Below are 19221 nucleotides of genomic sequence, written 5' to 3'. Positions count from 1 at the left end.
TTAACTCTGTCAGATGAGAGTATATGGTTTTTAAATGTTATTTTATTTAACAAAATAAATTATCTGTTATGAACTTTAAAATAATTGATAAAAATTATGTTATGTTTTTGTAATGTTATCTATATTAAATAGTTTATAGGGATATCTACAAAGGTGAGTGATAATGAATTGGCGTTATTTATTGCAATTAATGGAACCTATAATATAAGGTTCCATTGCTGAAAAATTATCAAAATATACATAATAAGGTAAGGTTATTTGATGTTTATTTTACCTTTAGTTAAAAATGAAAAAAGGTCAATAATACTTTGAGATAAACTATCGTTAATTAACACAATATCGTAGTCAGTGGGTGGGTTATCACTATCATTAGTGACAATGAAAGTCATTCCATATTCTCTGTGATATGCGTGAATATGTTGATTTCCTATGTTAGTAAATAAGTCTTCTAAGGACTTTATCGGTATCGTCGGAATTTCTGAATGAAAAGGTAAATCTGGGAAAATTTGGGTGTATTTTTTATCTTGGACAAGAAGGATAAGAGTATTAACTGTTGCTGTTAATATAGGATAGATAGCTTTAACTTTCTCCAACCCCTTTATATACCAGGCCAGGGGAACGACATCTATATTATTATGAATCCTGAGAAAATCACTTTCATAACCAGCCGATAATGTTTCATTAAAAACAGATTCGGAATAGGAGGCGAAAATATCATTACCAGCAGTTGGGCCGGCAAAGGCACAAACGTTAATGCGAATATTATCGTTTCCTTTATCAAGGTACTGTCTTTTTAGATATAAACCAAGGGTAGAAGCTAGTATGCCTCCTAAACTGTGTCCTGTGATGGTAATATTTTGTATCCCTTCTTTCAGGGCAATTTTATCGATGGCGTCAGTTAACGATTCTCCATAACCCGGAGGATTGTTGCTTTTTATTTGGTTGATAATATAATCTAATGCTAAATTTGTTCCGTAAGCAATCTTAGCATTTTCAGGTGCTTTTGGATCCCATTTTGACCAGTCTTTAGTTTTACAGACAATCAGGTCTTCATTAATCCAGTTAATATCAGACCATGATCCCCGAATGACAACGCGATAGTCATTTGGATCATGGAGGTTTTGTACAATGAATAAAACGTGATCATCCTTTTTATCTATAGCACTTTTTTCTTTATCAGCACTGCCGGCACGAAAAACTGCTGGTCCCCAAACAATAGAAAATTTATTTGCTGTAGCTTGACTGCTCTCCAATGATTTTTGAATATTTGCTGAAACGATGCCCGGCTCTGGTTTTGGTGTTTTTATGCCGCCAGAATTAATAATAAAGCTCAGTGCGAGATTTAACTTTTGATCTTCACGAGAAATAGACATTTTTACTCCCTATTTTTTCATATGATAAGTGTTAATTCGAGCTATCAGTTTAAAATTTAAGATTTAATTCTTTTAGTCTTCCATTCAGATAAAAAACAGGATTAAACTTAAAGTTAATAATAACTTTTAAATCTGTCAAATAGGTACATGAAATTTTCTTATATTATTTTATTTGGTCGAGATGTGAATTATTTATTGTGCAATTAAAAACAAACCATAATAATTATATATTGACTAATTATACGTAAAAATCATTACCATTATTCATGGTTATGTTAATTACCCAATGTGGAATAGTCGCTTTTATACTATCTGTAAAAATAACTTATAGATATTATTATGAATTCTTACAAAACAAAAGATAATGAATTGACAATATTTTAATTATATATTTAAGTAACGATTATTTAAATTAATGGAGCTTTTAATAAAGGCTCCATTTTTATTAAGTAAAATACAGATCTAATATGACAAAATTATACAATATTAATGCTATCTTCAGGAAGCGGTATCAGCAAGAAATAGGCGAGAATATCTTGAGATAGGTTACTGTTAATAACGACAATATCATCAATAGGTGGTTGAGTGCCGTCATTCACTTCAACTAAATTCATGCCGTATTTATCCGCATATGCTTTAATATGTTGAAAAATGACTTGATTATTTAAATCTGGTGATGATTCTAAAATCGGTGCTGTAAAAGGTAAATCTGGCGTGAGTTTTGTGTAACCTTTATCTTTCACAATCAGGACGATCTTGTTAAATTTATTAATTAATTTCTCATCTATTTTAATTAATGGTTCATAGATAGTGGGTATCTTTTCTAATCCATCCAGGTGCCAAATTAAAGAGATAATATCCTTACGGTTATGGATCCTTAAAAAGTGACTCTTATAATTCGTTGTTGATATATGGTTAAAAGCAGATTCAATGTAAGATGCAAAAGTACCATTACTGATAATTGGGCTAGCAAAAGCACAAACATTAATACGAATATTCTTTTTACCCTTATTAATGTACAATCGTTTTAAATATACGCCAAGAGTAGAAGCCAACGCACCGCCTAAACTGTGCCCGGTGATGGTAATATTATGTATTCCTTTTTCCAGGGCAATTTTATCAATTGCGTCAATAAGTGATTCTCCATAGCCTGGCGTATTGTTACTTTTTGCCTGGTTAACAATATAATCTAATGCTAAGTGTGTTCCATAAGAAATCTTAGCGTCTTTGAATTCTTCAGGGATATTAGGATCCCAAAGTGACCAATTTACCGTTTCATGTACCGCAAAGTTTTCAACCTGCCAGTTAACATCAGACCATGATCCCCGGATAACGATTCGATAGTCATATGGGAATCTGCGATTTCGCACAATGAATAAAACATGATCGTCTTTGTTATCTTTAGCGTTTTCCCCATTATTAACCCGGAAAACAGCCGGTCCCCAAACGATAGAGAATCTGTTGGCCGTAACTTTACTTTTTTCCAATGACTCTTGAATATTTTCCGAAACGATAGCCGGTTCGGATTTTTCTGTTATTATACTGCCTGCACCACTGATAAAGCTAAGTGCGAGATTTATTTTTTGGTCTCTAAGCGAAATAGTCATTTTTACTCTCCATTTTTATTATATAAATTCTGATATTATGCTTTGATTAAAGCATCAATACTCAACCCTTTTAATTTTCTGTTTAGATAAATTTAGAGTTGAATTTTAAATTAATAATAATATTTAAATTTGTCAAATATATGCGTTGTATTATTTATATCACTTTGTCTGATAAAAAAGAGTGTTGATTAATAAAATAAAAGTAAACTTGGATAAGAGTGATTGCGAAATATAACGATATGGAAATTATTTTTTGAATTTTGTGATTTCTAAAAAATATATTAAATTGTTGAAGTTAAGTAATGATTTTTATTTTAAAGTTCAATGATGGGTAATTGATTTATTAAAGGGCATAGGGTAAATATGCCCTTGGATATTTAATTATTTCTCAAGTGGCAGAATATCATCTGCTCCCCATTCAGCCCATGAGCCGTCATATAAATAAATATCTTTCTTACCGACGATATCTAAACCCAATACTAAAACAGCGGCTGTCATGCCAGAGCCACAACTGGCAATAACCGGTTTGTTTAAATTAACGTTTTGTTTACGGAAAATATCTGCAATTTCAGTTGCTGATTTAAAGTGACCATTTTCTACCAGCATTGTCCATGGAACGTTTTTACTGCCGGGAATATGGCCCATTCTCAACCCAGGGCGGGGTTCTGGTGCTCTAGCCTGAAAACGGTCCATTGCTCTGGCGTCAACAATTTGAGTTTCTGGATTATTTAACGAATCCAGAATTTGTTTCAGTGATTTCACTTTGCCGGCATTGAAATGGGTATTAAAAACCTGTGAATTACGTTCCACTTCACCTGATTCTGTCGGAAATCCTGCCTGTTGCCAGCCGGGTAAACCACCATCAAGAATACGGACATTACGACTGCCGAATACCTTGAATGTCCACCATGCGCGAGGAGCGGAAAACATATTTCCCTGGTCATAAACCACGACCAAATGATTCTCGCTGATCCCCATTTCACCAACAGCCTGACTGAAAGTTTGCGGATCTGGCAGCATATGAGGTAACCCACTTTGATGATTGGCAACTTTATCCAAATCAAAAAATTGGGCACCGGGAATATGTGTATTCAGCCAAAGCTGATGACAATCAATTTGCTGAGGTGGTGGCGGTGCAGTCGCATCAAGGATGACGAGGTTTTCATCATCAAGATGATCTTTTAGCCATTGTGGACTGACAAAGTAGGCATTATTCATGGGATCCCTCACTTAATACAAAAGTATAGATAGTGTTGCGCCCCGCTATTGTTGCTGTACCGGCGCTATGGTTGTCTCTTGCTGTTGACTGGCTGGTGATTCTATCGGTGTGGTTGAGCGGGTATACATATTCATACCTGCCAAGAATACGCCACCGATTGAACCGAATGCAAAGAGTGCGATGAAAGTGATAGGTAGTTTTTTCATTTTTGTTCTCAACTGTTATAGAAACAGGCAGTATATCGGGTTCTGAATAGCTGACAAGGTAATAACTAATTTACTTTACGGATAATGAATAATGCTTTGAACTGATTAAGTAAATGAAATTAGTTTACGGTTATTGCTGATAAAGTTTTTCGCTCAGTTTTTATTGGCATCATCATTTACTGAAATTGGGATTAAATTATCAATCGGGTTTTGTTTCTCAATATGCAGCTGATTTCGTTCTTGCTCTGTGGGACAATAGCGCTCCGGTTTTATGGCAGCAGAGTTCAATGGCACTTTCCAGTTCAATAAAAAATCAGATTAGCCAGTGGTATAAGGCATTACCTCAGCATATCAATGGCTTTATTCCTCGTACTCCACAGAGGCAGATGATTGCTGAAGTTGCAAAAACGCTCGCTGATCAGGAAGGGCGCCATTTGGTTATTGAAGCGCCAACCGGAATCGGTAAAACCCTTTCTTATCTGCTCCCTGGCATTGCGATCAGCAGGGCTGAAAATAAGCCATTGGTTGTCAGTACCGCTAATGTCGCTTTACAGGATCAGATTTACAGTAAAGATCTCCCTCTGTTGCGCAAAATCATTCCCGATCTGAAATTTACTGGTGCTTTTGGACGTGGTCGTTATGTTTGTCCGCGTAATCTTGAAGCCATCTGTGCAAGCGATAGTGAACAGATAGATTTAATGTTTTTAGTTGAGGACAAAACAGAACTTGCCAGTAGCGAAGAGAGGGAACTTTGTCGCCGGTTGCGCAGTGACTACACCACGTTTGCCTGGGATGGATTGCGTGATCACCATCAACTGGCTTTATCCGATACTTTGTGGGCGAAAGTCAGTACAGATAAGGCGAATTGCCTGGGCCGTAACTGTCAGTATTATCATCGCTGCCCGTTTTTTATTGCTCGCCGTGAGATCGAGCATGCAGATGTGGTGGTCGCTAACCATGCGTTAGTGATAGCGGCATTAGAGAGTGAATCGGTACTCCCTGATGCTAAAAATTTGTTGTTGGTACTTGATGAAGGACATCATATACCGGATGTCGCCAGGGATTCCCTGGAAGTTGAAGGGGAGATCACCCTGTTTCAGCTTAATGGTCAGCTAGATACTTTTATCCGTCATGTTGAACAATATCTGGTGCAATTTCGTCCGGCAAAGCCACCACGTCTGGCTAATGCCAGTCGTCTCAATGAATACAGTGAAAAACTACGGGAATGCTTTAAAGAGCTTGCTGCTATCGCGCAGGCACTTTTACCTGAAAATAATGAAGGAGATGAATATCTGTTTGAGATGGGTAAGTTGCCGGATAACTTGCGACTTTGTTGCCAGCAACTGTTTAAACTGACCGATGGTTTACGTGGATTAGCAGAAGCGATACTGAATGATTTGACTGAGCAAACGGCTAAACAGGATATTGTCCGGTTGCATCGGTCTATTTTGCATACCAGCCGCACACTGGGATATTTTGAAAATATGGCTAAACTGTGGCGCTTGGCTGCGCTGGAAGAGTCATCTAATGCGCCGGTGTCAAAATGGTTGAGACGCCGTTATGAAAGAAATCAGTTACACCTCTACTTCCATTGTGCGGGTATCAGAGTCAGTGAGCAGCTCAATCAACTGCTTTGGCGTAATATTCCCCATGTGGTTGTGACGTCGGCAACGCTTCGTTCCTTGAATAGTTTTTCTCGTATTCAGGAATTAACCGGGTTAACTGAAAAAATGGCTGACCGCTTTGTGGCGCTGTCATCGCCTTTTGATCATGTGAGTCAGGGGAAACTGGTTATTCCCAAAATGTCATTGGAGCCGACACTTGATAATGAAACTGCTCATTTGGCGGAAATGGCGCGTTATTTCAGGACTCAATTGCTGAGTCAGCAACATAAAGGCATGTTGATTTTGTTCAGTAGCCAAAGGGCGATGGATCTCTTTCTCTCTTATGTGACAGATTTACGCCTGATGTTGCTTGTACAGGGTGATCAGCCACGATATCGGTTGGTTGAAACACATTGTCAGCGTATAAATGAGGGGCAATGTAGCGTATTGATTGGGTTGCAATCTTTTGCTGAAGGGCTGGATTTAAAGGGGGATTACCTGTCCCAGGTTCATATTCATAAAATCTCATTCCCTCCAGTCAATAATCCGGTGATTATCACTGAAAGCGAGTGGTTGAAATCACTCAAACGCTATCCTTTTGAAGTACAGAGCTTGCCAAGTGCTTCTTTCAGCCTTATTCAGCAAGTGGGAAGACTTATCCGTAGTCATGAGTGTTATGGGGATGTGGTTATTTATGACCGGCGCTTACTGAGCAAAAGATATGGTGCGAGGTTGTTGAAAGCTCTGCCGGTTTTCCCTATTGAACAGCCGGAAATTCTTTCAGAGGCGGAAATCAAACAATTGAAAAAGGATAAATAACTTACCACTAAAAACTGTAATTTATTTATCCTTTACAAATAAAATCGATAGAAAAGGCTATTTATCCTACTTTTTTCAGAAAACAGGTTTTCAATACCAAGCCTTTGATTTTATCTGCATTACATTCGATTTCATCTTCGCGATGATTCAGACGAATATTTTTGATGATAGTGCCGCGCTTTAACGTCGCTGATGTGCCTTTGACTTTCAGATCTTTGATGACCTGTACAGAATCGCCATCATTGAGCACAGTACCGTTGCTGTCTTTTACTTCGACGTCCATTTTATTATTTCCTCAAGTTATTTATGAATAACAAGGATATATTATAGTCAATTAATAGTGGTTTTTAAAGGATATGATGAGATTTGTCTGTGTAGAGGGAATTTTATGATGTTTTACCATATCGGAGTATTGGGTAATGAAGGATTGAAATAAACAGGACCCCGTGGTTATAACAGGGGTCCTGTGAGTAATGCAGAGCTCTTAATGTAACGGCTCTTTATATTTTATTGCTCAACGCTTGCTTCAATAAACCATAAGAATTTGTCGAGGTCACGGGAGGCTGCGGTGAACATGTCTGCGGTATTTTCATCTTCAACCTCACCAATTGCTTCGCGGATATCATTAGCGACAATAGCATAACGGTCAGCCAGTGCTTTTAGATGATCTTGCACGTCATGGATATTTGTTGGGTAGCTTTTCAGTAAAGTGCCTTTATTAACTTCTTGTACCGTTCCGAGAGCTATTCCACCAAGTTGTACCACTCTTTCTGCAAAAATATCCAGATGTTCAATAATAGTGGCACGAAAGTTATCTAGCATTTCATGGATGGAAATGAAATTTCTGCCGTGCATGTTCCAATGTGCCTGTTTGGTCAGCAGTGAAAGATCAATAAATTGAATCACCATATGGTTTAAAATTTCAATTGTTTCTTGCTTAACGTTATCATCGACATCATTACGAGTATAAAGCAGTGTAGATGGTGTTGTTTTGACTAATTTGGCAGTCCCCATAATAATTTTCCTCTAGTATTAATAATGAGCTTCTCATTTATTGGGATGAATGTAACTCAATATTAGTCTTAAATCATATAGCTTATTCCTATTAAATCAATAGTTCATTCTTATAAGGTTTTTGGATAAAATAATTATGTTTAATATATTTGTTTGGTTATATATCAATAGGGTTTTTTTTTCTTCGGTAATTATTTTTTTTTGCGATTTAAGGGGAGTGTTAAAAATATAATTGTTGCTTAGATGTGTATGACTCATTTGTTGATAAATAATAATGGTTATATTTATAAACAACCGGAGGATTATTTTATTAATTGCTCCGGTTTTTATGCTATTTCGATGAGATAAAGCGATTAATCGACTTCGGTGATTTTAGGTTTTCCTTTAATCGTTGACGTAGAACCGATAGAGGAAAGAATAATACAGAATAGTGCCAGCCATTGAATTATGGTCAGGTGTTCATTGAGGAAAACAATACCAGATAGAGCGCCAAGGGCTGGCTCGAGGCTCATCAGAGTACCAAATGTTTGTGCAGGTAAACGGGTCAGGGCAATCATTTCCAGTGTATATGGGAATGCTGTGGACAGAATAGCGATTGCCAGTGCCAGGGGCATAATTGACATGTCAAATAACAGCTCTGGCCCTGTTTGTATCAGCCCCACAGGGAAAAAGATCAGGGCCGCGATAAATGAACCGATAGAAACCGTTGCAGCGCCATGACCTGCCCCAGCGCGTTGACCAAAAATGATATACAATGCCCAGCAAACACCCGCACTGAGGGCATATATAATACCTACAGGATCCAACCCATCAATATTATTGCCAATGGGTAATAGGAAAGCCAGACCGGCGATAACCAGCGCGACCCAGAGAAAATCTATTGGCCGGCGTGATGAACACATGGCTACGGCCAGTGGGCCGGTAAATTCAAGAGCGACGGCGATACCTAAAGGGATGGTTGTCAGTGCCATATAGAATGTATAGTTCATTGCTCCAAGAGCAATACCATAGGTAAGCAATGGCATAATTGAATTTCGGTGAAATCTTAGGCGCCAGGGTTTAAAAATAATGAACAGAATGATAGTTCCAAGGCCCAGCCGCAAAGCGGTAACACCAGGTGCACCGATAACCGGAAACAACGTTTTGGCAAGAGAGGCGCCGCCTTGAATTGATGTCATGGCAAGTAGTAACAATATTACAGGTATTAACGGAAAGGCACTTTTTTGGAGCTTGGAAGAAGACATCCGGGCAAAACCTCAATTAAAATCAAGTGATCTGGTCGGTAATCTTCGCAGTGAAATGCAGATAACTCAATAGGTTTAGAGAATATAATTTTAGAGAAATATTCTTCATTTATTAGACTATATTATATATGGATGGTGAAATTATGTTTCAGTTTGGTGTATAACCCGGAAAAAAATTTATATTGCATTTTAACATATTGAAAATTTAGGTATTACAGGTGATGAAAATTCTATGGTCATCTGAATTAGGTTTTTTATGCTCTAATAGTTAAGAATAAATTATTATTTACACTAATATAGTATAATATTATAAGGTAATTTCTATCTGTCTTTTTTATTTATTAGGCTATTTTGTTTTTCTTGGTTTTTTAATTTAAATTATCTCTGTGCATAAGTGAGTTGTATGATAGTGATACTAACGTATAATCAGCTCTTTTCACCGTAAAGATGAAGTAACAGGAGCTTAAGATAATGAAAAGTATTGCCGTTTATTGTGGTTCAAGCCTCGGTGTCTCTGGAATCTATAAAGAAAATGTCATTATCTTCGCAAAGGAATTAGTTAAACGTGATATTACGCTGATTTATGGTGGAGCCAGTGTGGGTATTATGGGCACTGTTGCTGATACTGTTCTGGAAACCGGCGGTAAAGTGATTGGTGTTATTCCCACATTATTGGAAGAGCGCGAAATATCACATAAAAATCTGACCGAGTTATACGTTGTTGAAACTATGCATCAGCGTAAAAATAAGATGATTGAGTTAGCGGATGGTTTCGTTGCTTTGCCTGGTGGTTTTGGCACGTTGGAAGAGTTCAGTGAAGTATTTACTTGGAGTCAGATTGGGTTACACACTAAACCTTGCGGTATCTTGAATATCAATAACTTTTATGATCCACTGATTGCCATGATTAATAAAATGGCAGATGAACAATTCTTGCATGAAAAATATCGCCATATGGCAATCATCGAACACGATCCTGCCTGTTTACTTGATCGTTTTAACACTTATCGGTCGCCATCTGTAAAAACGTATTAAATTATAAATAAACCATTCCTGTTGGGTAAATATTAATTTAAATATTTCCTACAGGAATGGTTGTTAATATTAATGATTAAGCATTAGCTTACAATAGTATATTCTACGATTGGATTATTACCGTTCTCTGCTAAGTAGGATAAATGTAAATCATCACCTTCATAATCTGTTGATATTGAGTAGCTGCTGCTTCCGATCAGAGGGTTATTCCATGTAATATAGATACTGTAAATTTCACCTTTACTGTCTACAAATACATAAGTACAGCGCCCTGCAACACCACCTAGCAGGCTGTTTGAATCACTTCTCCAAATGCCTTTTCCTGGGGTGTTATCACTGCTTTTATTAATTATTTGCGGAGGTAGAGTTGTCCATTCACCTTGATCTAAACGAATAGAATCCTGAATAAGTTTAAGTTTATATACTGATTTGTTAGTTACTTTTGCAATAACACTGATTGGTGCTTTTAACGAAATCGCTTCAATCTCTGACATAATATCACCTTTTATAAAAAATTTAAGAAAATACTTATTAAATACCAAAATCTTAATTTAACCTATTATGGTTATATAAAATGCTTTGGCGTGTAACCGAACTTTTTAATCATATTTTATGACTGGTTTTTTTTACCTTTCATCAGAGTTCCATTCCATAACGCTTCCTAAAAGTTAATTTATTTATATTTTGGTTTTTCACCCAATATTACAAATGTCAGTGTCGATTTTTATCTTTCTAACAAGTTGAAATTAACAACCAATCATTTGTTAAAATAAATTTTATGTAATTTCGGTGTTTTTCAACGATACCTTTTCTCTCGGATAAATGTCAATTTTTTTACCCTCTGAGTTTTGTTATAAAATAATAAGAGATTAATTATATCTTTATACCTAAAAATATAGATATAGATGATAAAATATATCTATGTTTTTAATGGTTAATATGTAAAATCATTGTAATGACAAACAAAAATGGATTGTCAGGTTTATAATTAACTAATAATGATTTAATGACTCATTGAGCGTTAATTCATCGCTGTGTTGATGAAATGTTAATGCGTTGTAATGTTGAATGGGGAGATTTGGAGATGGGTTGTATTTGTTCTATATAATTGTCAATCCTAATTCAATAAACCTTGATTATTGTTCAGAAGTTTATTGATTTATTTACCTATTGATTAACAGATATTTGGATAATGAGCTAAGATTATATTCACTATAGGTATTATCACATTATTGATGAAAATATCATAACGAAAGGGAATTTATTGTAAACGCAATGTCATTAATACCTAATACTTGATATTTTTATTTGCGGTGTAATACGCCACTATTGATTTTTCTTATTTCCTTTTTGTGTCCAGTTTGAAAGTGCATTTTGCATTAAATAAAACCACATAACGATATCGTTTTATAATTCAAAGTGGTCAACAGAATAAGAACCTTCTTTCTATCTTATTAAAAGTGAGTCATTAAAGCGGTTCATGGCACATTTTTAATCATGCATTATTTTATTGATAAAATTTTGTCTCAACATGTGCTTAAGAATCGAGATATAAATCAGCAAGAAAATGGTAGGAATTTGTATTTATAGGAGAATTTTCTAATCTTTTTGTGGGCAGAAACATTTTCATTTAAATTGTAGACGACTGGTCTAATTAGGTATAGGTTATCTCTATGCAAACAAATAGAATCCCCCAAGATATCCGTCAGCACATCCTGGAAGTTGCCCAGCAAGTCATTGGATGTAAAGGTTTTTCGGCCGTCGGGCTCAATGAAATTCTCAAAGCGGCAGAAGTGCCGAAAGGTTCGTTTTACCATTATTTTGCGTCGAAAGAGGTGTTTGGCGCAGCTATGCTTGAAGATTACTTTATGCACTATCTCGAAAGAATGGATAACATCATGGCGCGTAAAGAATGGACAGCTAAAGAGAACCTGCTGCAATACTGGCAGGGTTGGTTGGAACCTTTGGGAGACGGCGCTTTCTGTGGGCAGAAGTGTCTGGTTGTCAAGCTTGGCGCTGAAGTCAGTGATCTCTCTGTAGCGATGCGTTTGGTGCTGGAAAATGGTACAAAAAATATCATCATGCGTCTTGCTGCTGTAGTAGAAAGTGTTGCTGATGAAGGTGGGTTGGAATGTACTGCTGAAGAAACCTTCCCTCTGGCTGAAATGTTGTACCAGACTTGGTTAGGGGCGAGTCTGATGGCGAAGATTACACAAAGTAGTGCATCGCTACAGAGCGCTATGACTACCACAAAGCGATTGTTGAATGCATAACGAGTAAAAACACTGTTGTAGATCACTATTCATCAGTGTTTTTTTATACCTAATGATTAGACGACTGGTCTACTTTTTTGGTATCCCGATGATACTGACTTTAATGTTGAAGGAGAATATAAATGTTCCAAACGCAACAAATAAATCGCTGTATCGTACTGGCCTCACGTCCGCATGGTTTCCCGATATCCACTGATTTTCGTCTGGAACAGCAACCTATCCCTGAGATTAAAGAAGGAGAACTACTGTTACGCACTGTTTTTCTTTCGTTGGACCCTTACATGCGTGGGCGAATGAGTGATGAGCCATCTTATGCACCGCCGGTGGAGCTGAATAGCGTTATGGTGGGTTCAACAGTGAGCCGCGTGGTGTTTTCAAACCATCGGAGATATCAGGCTGGTGATTGGGTACTGGCGTATAGCGGTTGGCAGGATTATGCCGTTTCCGATGGTAGCGGTCTCATCAACTTGGGACAATCTCCGGTTTATCCATCCTATAGATTAGGTGTGTTGGGTATGCCTGGTTTTACTGCTTATATGGGGTTGCTGGATATCGGTCAGCCCAAAGCTGGTGAAACCTTGGTTGTCGCTGCGGCAACGGGTCCGGTTGGTGCAACAGTTGGTCAAATCGGTAAGCTCAAAGACTGTTATGTCGTTGGCGTAGCGGGTAGTGCGGAAAAATGTCGCTATGCTGTTGATGTATTGGGATTCGATGCTTGTCTTGACCATCATGATCCAGATTTTGCTGACCAATTATCCAAGGTTTGTCCGCAGGGAATTGATATTTATTTTGAGAACGTCGGCGGCAAGGTATTCGACGCGGTTTTACCGTTGTTAAATACCTCTGCCCGCATTCCGGTTTGCGGCATGGTGTCTTACTACAATTCTACGCGTTTACCGGAAGGGCAGGATCGCTTGTTTCTGTTGATGGATAAATTGCTGCGAAAACGAATTCGGATGCAAGGATTCATTATTTTTGATGATTACGCTCCGCGTTTCGGTGAGTTCTGGCGTGATATGTCCACATGGTTTGCCGAAGGGCGGATCAAATACCGCGAAGAGGTGGTGTCAGGTTTGGAAAATGCTCCAGAGGCATTCATTGGACTATTGCAAGGCAATAATTTCGGTAAGTTAGTTGTTCGTGTCGGCCCCGATAATTAAATTCTGCGAAGAATGTTAAAGGATTATATCCGATTGATCTAGCGAGGTAATTATGCGAAATTTTGAGTATTACAATCCAACTAAAATCATTTTCGGTAAAGATACGATTAGGCGTCTTGATGATTTGGTGCCACGGGACGCGCGGGTATTGATTCTCTATGGTGGTAGTAGCGCTGAAAAAAGCGGGACATTAGATGAGGTCAGGCGTGCGCTGGCTGATCGGCCCATTCGGGAGTTTGGTGGTATTGAACCTAACCCGACTTATGAAACTATGATGAAAGCGGTTGAATTGGTACGCAACAGTGAGGTGGATTTCCTGCTTGCTGTCGGTGGTGGTTCTGTGATTGATGGCACTAAATTTGTGGCTGCCGCAGTGAATTTTGATGGGGAACCTTGGCGTATTTTAGAAGAGCATGGTTGTAATATTCGGGGTGCTCTTCCGTTTGGTACAGTTTTGACTTTACCGGCAACGGGTTCAGAGATGAACAAGGTTGCAGTTATCACCAATGAGGCGAAACAAGCCAAATTGGACCTTATAAGCTCATTTGTGTTCCCCCAGTTCTCTATTCTGGACCCAACGAAAACGTATACTTTGCCGTTACGTCAGGTGGCTAACGGGGTGGCTGATGCTTTTATACATATTATAGAGCAGTACCTGACTTACCCCGCCAAGGGTATGGTGCAGGATCGGCTTGCTGAAGGATTATTGCAGACACTGATCGAAATTGGCTTTCAGGCGATAAATTCCCCGGATGACTACGATATTCGTGCAAATTTGATGTGGGTCGCGACCTCTGCTCTCAACGGGTTGGTGGGTGCAGGCGTGCCGCAGGATTGGTCCACACATATGATAGGACATGAATTAACGGCACTGTACGGTATTGATCATGCACGAACACTTGCGATTACCCTGCCGGCGAACCTGCAAATTCGCAGGGAAAGCAAACGGGGCAAATTGTTGCAGTACGGTGAGCGTGTTTGGGGCATCACCAGCGGAAATGAAGAACAACGTATTGATCAAGCCATTGCACATACCCGCAGTTTCTTCGAGAAGCTGGGGTTCCAGACTCGTTTATCTGATTACAACCTTGGTGTTGATGATATTGAGCGTGTGATAGAACAATTGGAAGCTCACGGAATGACCCAACTGGGTGAAAACAGAGATGTTACTTTAGATATTAGTCGTCAGATCTTGCAAGCAAGTCTTTGAGCTGGAGGAATGCCCTGGGAACCCAGGGCTTCCCCCTGCAACATCGTTATAGGAAATAAATACCTGAAAAATGGATAATAAATATCAGCAATCATCATATCTTCAGTCTGAAAATGATCTTTATCGGATTGTAGTAAGCGGTAACCCTAATTTTAACGATTGGTTGTCTTTGCGGGGTGCATTATGGCCTGAGACATCAGAAGAAAAGCACTGCGAAGAAATGAACTCGATTTTAGACTCTGATAATAAAATCGCTTTTCTAATCCAATCTGGCACGGATGATTTTTATGGTTTTGCAGAGGCTTCACTTCGCTTTGAATATGTCAATGGGTGCAGTTCTTCACCGGTTGCTTATCTTGAAGGAGTTTATATTTCCTCGGAATTAAGGAGAAAAGGTTTAGCAACTCGGCTTATCAATCAGATTAAGCACTGGGCTGATGAGCATGGATGTACTGAAATGGCGTCAGATGCTGCTATAAATAATGAAGAATCACAGGCTCTTCATTTGTCTCTTGGGTTTGTTGAGACAGAAAGAGTGGTTTTTTTCAAGAGATCAATTGAATAGGAATAAATGAAAAAAGGGAAGGAATATAGATATTTCTCAGTTATTTCAATCTGCTTACCTACCACACTCCCGTCTTTTACTGAGGAACAAACATAACTATAGGCGATACTGCTGTTCTATTGTGGCATAATGCGCCGCTATCGATTTTTCCGATTTCCCTTTTGTTTCTAAATTTAAGAGTGAATGCAGTGTTAAGTACAAACAACATCACCATGCAATTTGGCAGTAAGCCCCTGTTTGAAAACATTTCTGTCAAGTTTGGCAACGGTAACCGTTATGGTCTGATTGGCGCTAATGGTTCTGGTAAATCCACGTTTATGAAAATCCTAGGTGGCGATCTGACACCAACTGTTGGTAACGTCAGCACGGATCCCAATGAGCGTATTGGTAAACTGCGTCAGGATCAGTTTGCCTTTGAAGAGTTCACTGTATTGGATACAGTGATTATGGGACACACGGAACTGTGGCAAGTGAAACAGGAGCGTGACCGTATTTATGCGATGGCAGAAATGAGCGAAGAAGATGGCTATCGTGTTGCGGATCTGGAAGTGTCCTACGGCGAGATGGATGGTTATAGTGCCGAAGCGCGTGCCGGCGAGTTGTTGCTGGGTGTGGGTATTCCGGTAGAACAACATTATGGCCCGATGAGTGAAGTGGCTCCCGGCTGGAAATTGCGTGTTTTGCTGGCTCAGGCTCTGTTTTCTAATCCGGATGTTCTGTTATTGGATGAGCCAACCAACAACTTGGATATTGATACCATTCGCTGGTTGGAGCAGGTGTTAAATGATCGAGACAGCACCATGATCATTATTTCCCACGATCGTCATTTCTTGAATACAGTTTGTACTCACATGGCAGATCTGGATTATGGTGAATTACGCCTGTTCTCCGGCAATTATGATGAATATATGGTCGCTGCAACTCAGGCACGTGAACGTCTGCTCGCTGATAATGCGAAAAAGAAAGCACAGATTGCGGAGTTGCAATCTTTTGTCAGCCGTTTCAGTGCCAATGCTTCCAAATCAAAACAGGCGACGTCCCGCGCCCGTCAGATTGATAAAATCCAGTTGGATGAAGTTAAAGCATCCAGCCGTCAGAATCCCTATATCCGCTTTGAGCAGGATAAGAAATTATTCCGTAATGCTCTGGAATTGGACGGTTTGACGAAAGGCTATGACAATGGCCCGCTGTTTAAAAATCTCAATATGTTGCTGGAAGTTGGTGAAAAAATGGCGGTTATCGGTGCTAACGGTATCGGTAAAACAACTTTCCTGAAAACACTGGTTGGTGAAGCAGAACCAAACAGTGGCACGGTTAAATGGTCTGAAAACAGCAGCATTGGTTACTATGCTCAGGATCATGCCGGCGATTTTGACTGCGATCTGACGGTTTTTGATTGGATGGGTCAGTGGAAGAGAGAAGGGGACGATGAGCAAGCCGTCCGCAGTGTGCTAGGGCGTTTGTTGTTCGGTCAGGATGATATTAAGAAGAAAGTCAAGGTGTTATCTGGTGGTGAAAAAGGCCGGATGCTATTTGGCAAGCTGATGATGCAACAGCCAAATATTCTGATAATGGATGAACCAACAAACCACCTGGATATGGAATCCATTGAATCTCTGAATCTGGCGCTTGAAATGTATCAAGGGACGTTGATATTTGTTTCCCATGATCGGCAATTTGTTAGCTCATTGGCAAGCCGTGTTCTGGAAATCAAATCTAATCATACTGTCATTGATTTTAAAGGGACTTATGATGAATACCTGAGAAGTCAGGGGATTACTGAGTAAGTGCTTTGCAGAATAAGTTGCTCCGGTTTAGATAACTGGGCAACTTATTTTTATTTGTGGATGGTTAGCTGCTGCACACTTCGCAATTGGGATCTTTCAGTAACTTAACATCACGGAATTGCATCGTCATGGCATCAAACAGTAAAACCTTTCCGCTGCTTACCTTGCCATATCCAGTGAGTAATTTGATGGTTTCCATGGCTTGTAATGTCCCGATGGTACCGACCAATGGCGCCATAACGCCCGTTTCTACACAAGTCAGGTTATTTTCACCAAACAGTCTGCTCAAGCAGTGGTAGCAGGGGGAATCCGGTTGATAAGTAAATACGGTCAATTGTCCTTCCATGCGAATAGCTGCGCCGGAAACCAGAGGCGTTTTCCTGACTAGGCATAGGCGGTTCAACTGTTCGCGGATCGCGACATTATCAGTGCAATCCAATACAGCATCATTTTCACTAATAAGTTCATCCAGCGCCTGATCTTCCAACAATGCATCGACGGCTTTGATGGCGGCATGCGGGTTTATTGCTTGAAGCGTGATTTGGGCCGAGTGTACTTTGGTCATCCCGATGCGTTCATCCCGATGCAGGATCTGCCGTTGCAGGTTTGAGAGAGAAATGGTATCAAAATCCAACAGCGTTATGGTTCCCACGCCTGCTGCTGTCAGATATTGAGATGCAGCACAGCCTAAGCCACCCGCACCGACTATCAGGATTTTTGAGGATTTCAGTTTTTCCTGGCCGTCAAAATCAAATCCACGCAGGACAATCTGACGGTTATAGCGCAGGGTTTCTGCGTCTGTCAGTTCAATGGTCATTATTCGTTTTGCAATAGATGGTTGAACAATTCGATCTTAACCATTTCGCCAGCTTCTACCCAGCTACGTTCGCGCTCCAGCACGATAAAGCAATTACCCAGGCTGAATGAACTGAATATATGAGATCCTTGATGCCCTGTAGTACGGACTTCCAGCTCACCTTGTTCATTTACAGAAACAATACCGCGTTGAAAATCTGTTCTTCCCGGTGTTTTTTTCAATGGCGTAGCCACTTTAGCATGAAGGCGCATTGGTGGTTGCCATGCTGTAAAACCGGACAGACGGGCGATTAAAGGTTGTACTAGTTGATAGAAGGTAAGGACAGCTGAAACTGGATTACCCGGCAAACCACAGAACCCGGCATTTTTCAGTTTGCCAAAAGCAAAAGGTTTACCCGGTTTAATTGCCAGTTTCCAGAAGCTGATTTCGCCTAACTCATCCAGAATCTGTTTGGTGTAGTCTGCTTCACCCACAGAGACGCCGCCACTGCTGATCACTAAATCCGCTTTTTGATCTGCTTCTTCGAAAGCATGGCGCAGGGCTTTGGGATTGTCGGCAATAACGCCTAAATCAATAACGTCGCAGTCCAGTTTTTCCAGCATCAGACGAACCGCAAAGCGGTTGGTATCATAAATCTGGCCTTCTTTAAGTGGCTGACCGATGGCTTGCAGCTCATCACCGGTGGAGAAAATGGCAACTTTTAATTTGCGAACCACTTCGATTTCAGCGATTCCCAAAGAGGCAATCAATGGTAATTGAGCGGTGGATAATTTATTGCCTGCCGGCAATACCACCGTGCCTTTGGGGATATCTTCACCTGCCAGACGGATATTCTGGCCCCGTTTGGCGGGTTGAGAGAAAACAACGCCATCATCAGTAATTTCTGTGTGCTCTTGCATAATGACAGTATCAGCACCTGCGGGAACCGGAGCGCCGGTCATAATCCGAATGCAGGTTGTCGCAGGCCATTCTTCCTGAAAAGGTGCGCCAGCCAGTGCTTTTCCTGCCAGAGGAAGAGGGATGATTCCATTCAAATCAGCATAGCGAACGGCATAACCATCCATTGCTGAGTTAGCAAAAGGCGGGACATTGATAGGAGAAAGAATATCTGCCGCAGTAATCCGCCCTGATGATTGGATGAGATTGACGGTTTCTGTGTCAGTCAGTGGTGCAATTTGCGTCAGGAGTTTTTCCAGCGCTTGTTCCAAAGAGATCAATCCAGAGGTGTGACAGTGATCCATAATGATGCTCCCAAATAGCATTTTGTCATAGCACCATTATGGCAGAG

17 protein-coding genes are annotated in these 19221 nt (G+C 39.7%); 7 read left to right on the top strand and 10 right to left on the bottom strand.

The window, feature by feature from the left end:
* Positions 1-254 precede the first annotated feature (254 nt).
* The 4 genes from ACUN2T_RS17210 to ACUN2T_RS17195 all read right to left on the bottom strand — a co-directional run bounded on the left by ACUN2T_RS17210 (position 255) and on the right by ACUN2T_RS17195 (position 4405).
* A complete protein-coding gene (locus ACUN2T_RS17210; protein WP_445494212.1) occupies positions 255-1373 on the bottom strand; it encodes a lipase family protein in 1119 nt (372 codons plus the stop codon).
* 476 nt (positions 1374-1849) lie between these two features.
* The gene (locus ACUN2T_RS17205) at positions 1850-2980 is read right to left on the bottom strand and encodes a lipase family protein (RefSeq protein ID WP_445494211.1); all 1131 of its coding nucleotides are present in this window, start codon (positions 2978-2980) and stop codon (positions 1850-1852) included.
* A 381-nt stretch (positions 2981-3361) separates the two neighbouring features.
* Positions 3362-4198, bottom strand: a complete 837-nt coding sequence (sseA, locus tag ACUN2T_RS17200) for a 3-mercaptopyruvate sulfurtransferase (protein WP_445494210.1) — start codon at positions 4196-4198, stop codon at positions 3362-3364.
* A gap of 45 nt (positions 4199-4243) precedes the next feature.
* Positions 4244-4405: a hypothetical protein gene (locus ACUN2T_RS17195; protein ID WP_445494209.1), complete on the bottom strand. Its 162-nt coding sequence runs from the start codon at positions 4403-4405 to the stop codon at positions 4244-4246.
* Positions 4406-4692: 287 nt separating this feature from the next.
* On the opposite strand from ACUN2T_RS17195, the gene dinG reads away from it, so the two are divergent.
* A complete protein-coding gene (gene dinG / locus ACUN2T_RS17190; protein WP_445494208.1) occupies positions 4693-6828 on the top strand; it encodes an ATP-dependent DNA helicase DinG in 2136 nt (711 codons plus the stop codon).
* Positions 6829-6889: 61 nt separating this feature from the next.
* Here the strand turns inward: dinG and ACUN2T_RS17185 are convergent, their stop codons facing one another.
* The 3 genes from ACUN2T_RS17185 to rhtA all read right to left on the bottom strand — a co-directional run bounded on the left by ACUN2T_RS17185 (position 6890) and on the right by rhtA (position 9086).
* Positions 6890-7111, bottom strand: a complete 222-nt coding sequence (locus ACUN2T_RS17185; protein WP_445494207.1) for an alkylphosphonate utilization protein — start codon at positions 7109-7111, stop codon at positions 6890-6892.
* Positions 7112-7335: 224 nt separating this feature from the next.
* On the bottom strand, positions 7336-7842 hold the full coding sequence (dps, locus tag ACUN2T_RS17180; protein WP_445494206.1) for a DNA starvation/stationary phase protection protein Dps: 507 nt from the start codon (positions 7840-7842) through the stop codon (positions 7336-7338).
* Positions 7843-8195: 353 nt separating this feature from the next.
* Positions 8196-9086 carry a threonine/homoserine exporter RhtA gene (gene rhtA, locus ACUN2T_RS17175; RefSeq protein ID WP_445494205.1) on the bottom strand — a complete coding sequence of 297 codons (891 nt, stop codon included), beginning with the start codon at positions 9084-9086 and terminating at the stop codon, positions 8196-8198.
* Between the two features lie 471 nt (positions 9087-9557).
* On the opposite strand from rhtA, the gene ACUN2T_RS17170 reads away from it, so the two are divergent.
* The gene (locus tag ACUN2T_RS17170) at positions 9558-10121 is read left to right on the top strand and encodes an LOG family protein (protein WP_445494203.1); all 564 of its coding nucleotides are present in this window, start codon (positions 9558-9560) and stop codon (positions 10119-10121) included.
* An 83-nt stretch (positions 10122-10204) separates the two neighbouring features.
* On the opposite strand, the gene ACUN2T_RS17165 is transcribed toward ACUN2T_RS17170, so the two are convergent.
* Positions 10205-10615 carry a toxin gene (locus ACUN2T_RS17165; RefSeq protein WP_445494202.1) on the bottom strand — a complete coding sequence of 137 codons (411 nt, stop codon included), beginning with the start codon at positions 10613-10615 and terminating at the stop codon, positions 10205-10207.
* A gap of 1179 nt (positions 10616-11794) precedes the next feature.
* Here ACUN2T_RS17165 and ACUN2T_RS17160 point away from each other — a divergent pair.
* From ACUN2T_RS17160 to ACUN2T_RS17140, 5 genes are all read left to right on the top strand, one after another.
* Positions 11795-12394 (top strand): TetR/AcrR family transcriptional regulator, encoded by a 600-nt coding sequence (locus ACUN2T_RS17160; protein ID WP_445494201.1) that lies wholly within the window; start codon positions 11795-11797, stop codon positions 12392-12394.
* 122 nt (positions 12395-12516) lie between these two features.
* Positions 12517-13554 carry an NADP-dependent oxidoreductase gene (locus ACUN2T_RS17155; protein ID WP_445494200.1) on the top strand — a complete coding sequence of 346 codons (1038 nt, stop codon included), beginning with the start codon at positions 12517-12519 and terminating at the stop codon, positions 13552-13554.
* Between the two features lie 52 nt (positions 13555-13606).
* Positions 13607-14764: an iron-containing alcohol dehydrogenase gene (locus ACUN2T_RS17150; protein WP_445494199.1), complete on the top strand. Its 1158-nt coding sequence runs from the start codon at positions 13607-13609 to the stop codon at positions 14762-14764.
* A gap of 70 nt (positions 14765-14834) precedes the next feature.
* Positions 14835-15329, top strand: coding sequence for an aminoglycoside 6'-N-acetyltransferase (gene aac(6'), locus ACUN2T_RS17145; protein ID WP_445494198.1), 495 nt, complete (start codon positions 14835-14837; stop codon positions 15327-15329).
* 212 nt (positions 15330-15541) lie between these two features.
* A complete protein-coding gene (locus ACUN2T_RS17140; protein ID WP_445497905.1) occupies positions 15542-17116 on the top strand; it encodes an ABC-F family ATPase in 1575 nt (524 codons plus the stop codon).
* 64 nt (positions 17117-17180) lie between these two features.
* Here ACUN2T_RS17140 and moeB read toward each other — a convergent pair whose 3' ends face one another.
* Both moeB and moeA read right to left on the bottom strand, forming a co-directional pair.
* A complete protein-coding gene (gene moeB, locus ACUN2T_RS17135; RefSeq protein ID WP_445494197.1) occupies positions 17181-17933 on the bottom strand; it encodes a molybdopterin-synthase adenylyltransferase MoeB in 753 nt (250 codons plus the stop codon).
* Complete coding sequence (gene moeA / locus ACUN2T_RS17130) at positions 17933-19174, bottom strand: molybdopterin molybdotransferase MoeA (protein ID WP_445494196.1); 1242 nt, start codon at positions 19172-19174, stop codon at positions 17933-17935. The genes moeB and moeA overlap by 1 nt, the downstream gene beginning before the upstream one ends.
* Between the last annotated feature and the right edge of the window lie 47 nt (positions 19175-19221).

The sequence above is a fragment of the Photorhabdus machadonis genome, from assembly GCF_052657765.1.
This window is presented reverse-complemented; position numbering and strand designations above follow the sequence as displayed.

Coding starts and splice junctions, on each gene's coding strand:
- ACUN2T_RS17210 (WP_445494212.1), bottom strand. CDS start 1,373: ATGTCTATTTCTCGTGAAGATCAAAAGTTAAATCTCGCACTGAGCTTT.
- ACUN2T_RS17205 (WP_445494211.1), bottom strand. CDS start 2,980: ATGACTATTTCGCTTAGAGACCAAAAAATAAATCTCGCACTTAGCTTT.
- sseA (WP_445494210.1), bottom strand. CDS start 4,198: ATGAATAATGCCTACTTTGTCAGTCCACAATGGCTAAAAGATCATCTT.
- ACUN2T_RS17195 (WP_445494209.1), bottom strand. CDS start 4,405: ATGAAAAAACTACCTATCACTTTCATCGCACTCTTTGCATTCGGTTCA.
- dinG (WP_445494208.1), top strand. CDS start 4,693: ATGGCACTTTCCAGTTCAATAAAAAATCAGATTAGCCAGTGGTATAAG.
- ACUN2T_RS17185 (WP_445494207.1), bottom strand. CDS start 7,111: ATGGACGTCGAAGTAAAAGACAGCAACGGTACTGTGCTCAATGATGGC.
- dps (WP_445494206.1), bottom strand. CDS start 7,842: ATGGGGACTGCCAAATTAGTCAAAACAACACCATCTACACTGCTTTAT.
- rhtA (WP_445494205.1), bottom strand. CDS start 9,086: ATGTCTTCTTCCAAGCTCCAAAAAAGTGCCTTTCCGTTAATACCTGTA.
- ACUN2T_RS17170 (WP_445494203.1), top strand. CDS start 9,558: ATGAAAAGTATTGCCGTTTATTGTGGTTCAAGCCTCGGTGTCTCTGGA.
- ACUN2T_RS17165 (WP_445494202.1), bottom strand. CDS start 10,615: ATGTCAGAGATTGAAGCGATTTCGTTAAAAGCACCAATCAGTGTTATT.
- ACUN2T_RS17160 (WP_445494201.1), top strand. CDS start 11,795: ATGCAAACAAATAGAATCCCCCAAGATATCCGTCAGCACATCCTGGAA.
- ACUN2T_RS17155 (WP_445494200.1), top strand. CDS start 12,517: ATGTTCCAAACGCAACAAATAAATCGCTGTATCGTACTGGCCTCACGT.
- ACUN2T_RS17150 (WP_445494199.1), top strand. CDS start 13,607: ATGCGAAATTTTGAGTATTACAATCCAACTAAAATCATTTTCGGTAAA.
- ACUN2T_RS17140 (WP_445497905.1), top strand. CDS start 15,542: ATGCAATTTGGCAGTAAGCCCCTGTTTGAAAACATTTCTGTCAAGTTT.
- moeB (WP_445494197.1), bottom strand. CDS start 17,933: ATGACCATTGAACTGACAGACGCAGAAACCCTGCGCTATAACCGTCAG.
- moeA (WP_445494196.1), bottom strand. CDS start 19,174: ATGGATCACTGTCACACCTCTGGATTGATCTCTTTGGAACAAGCGCTG.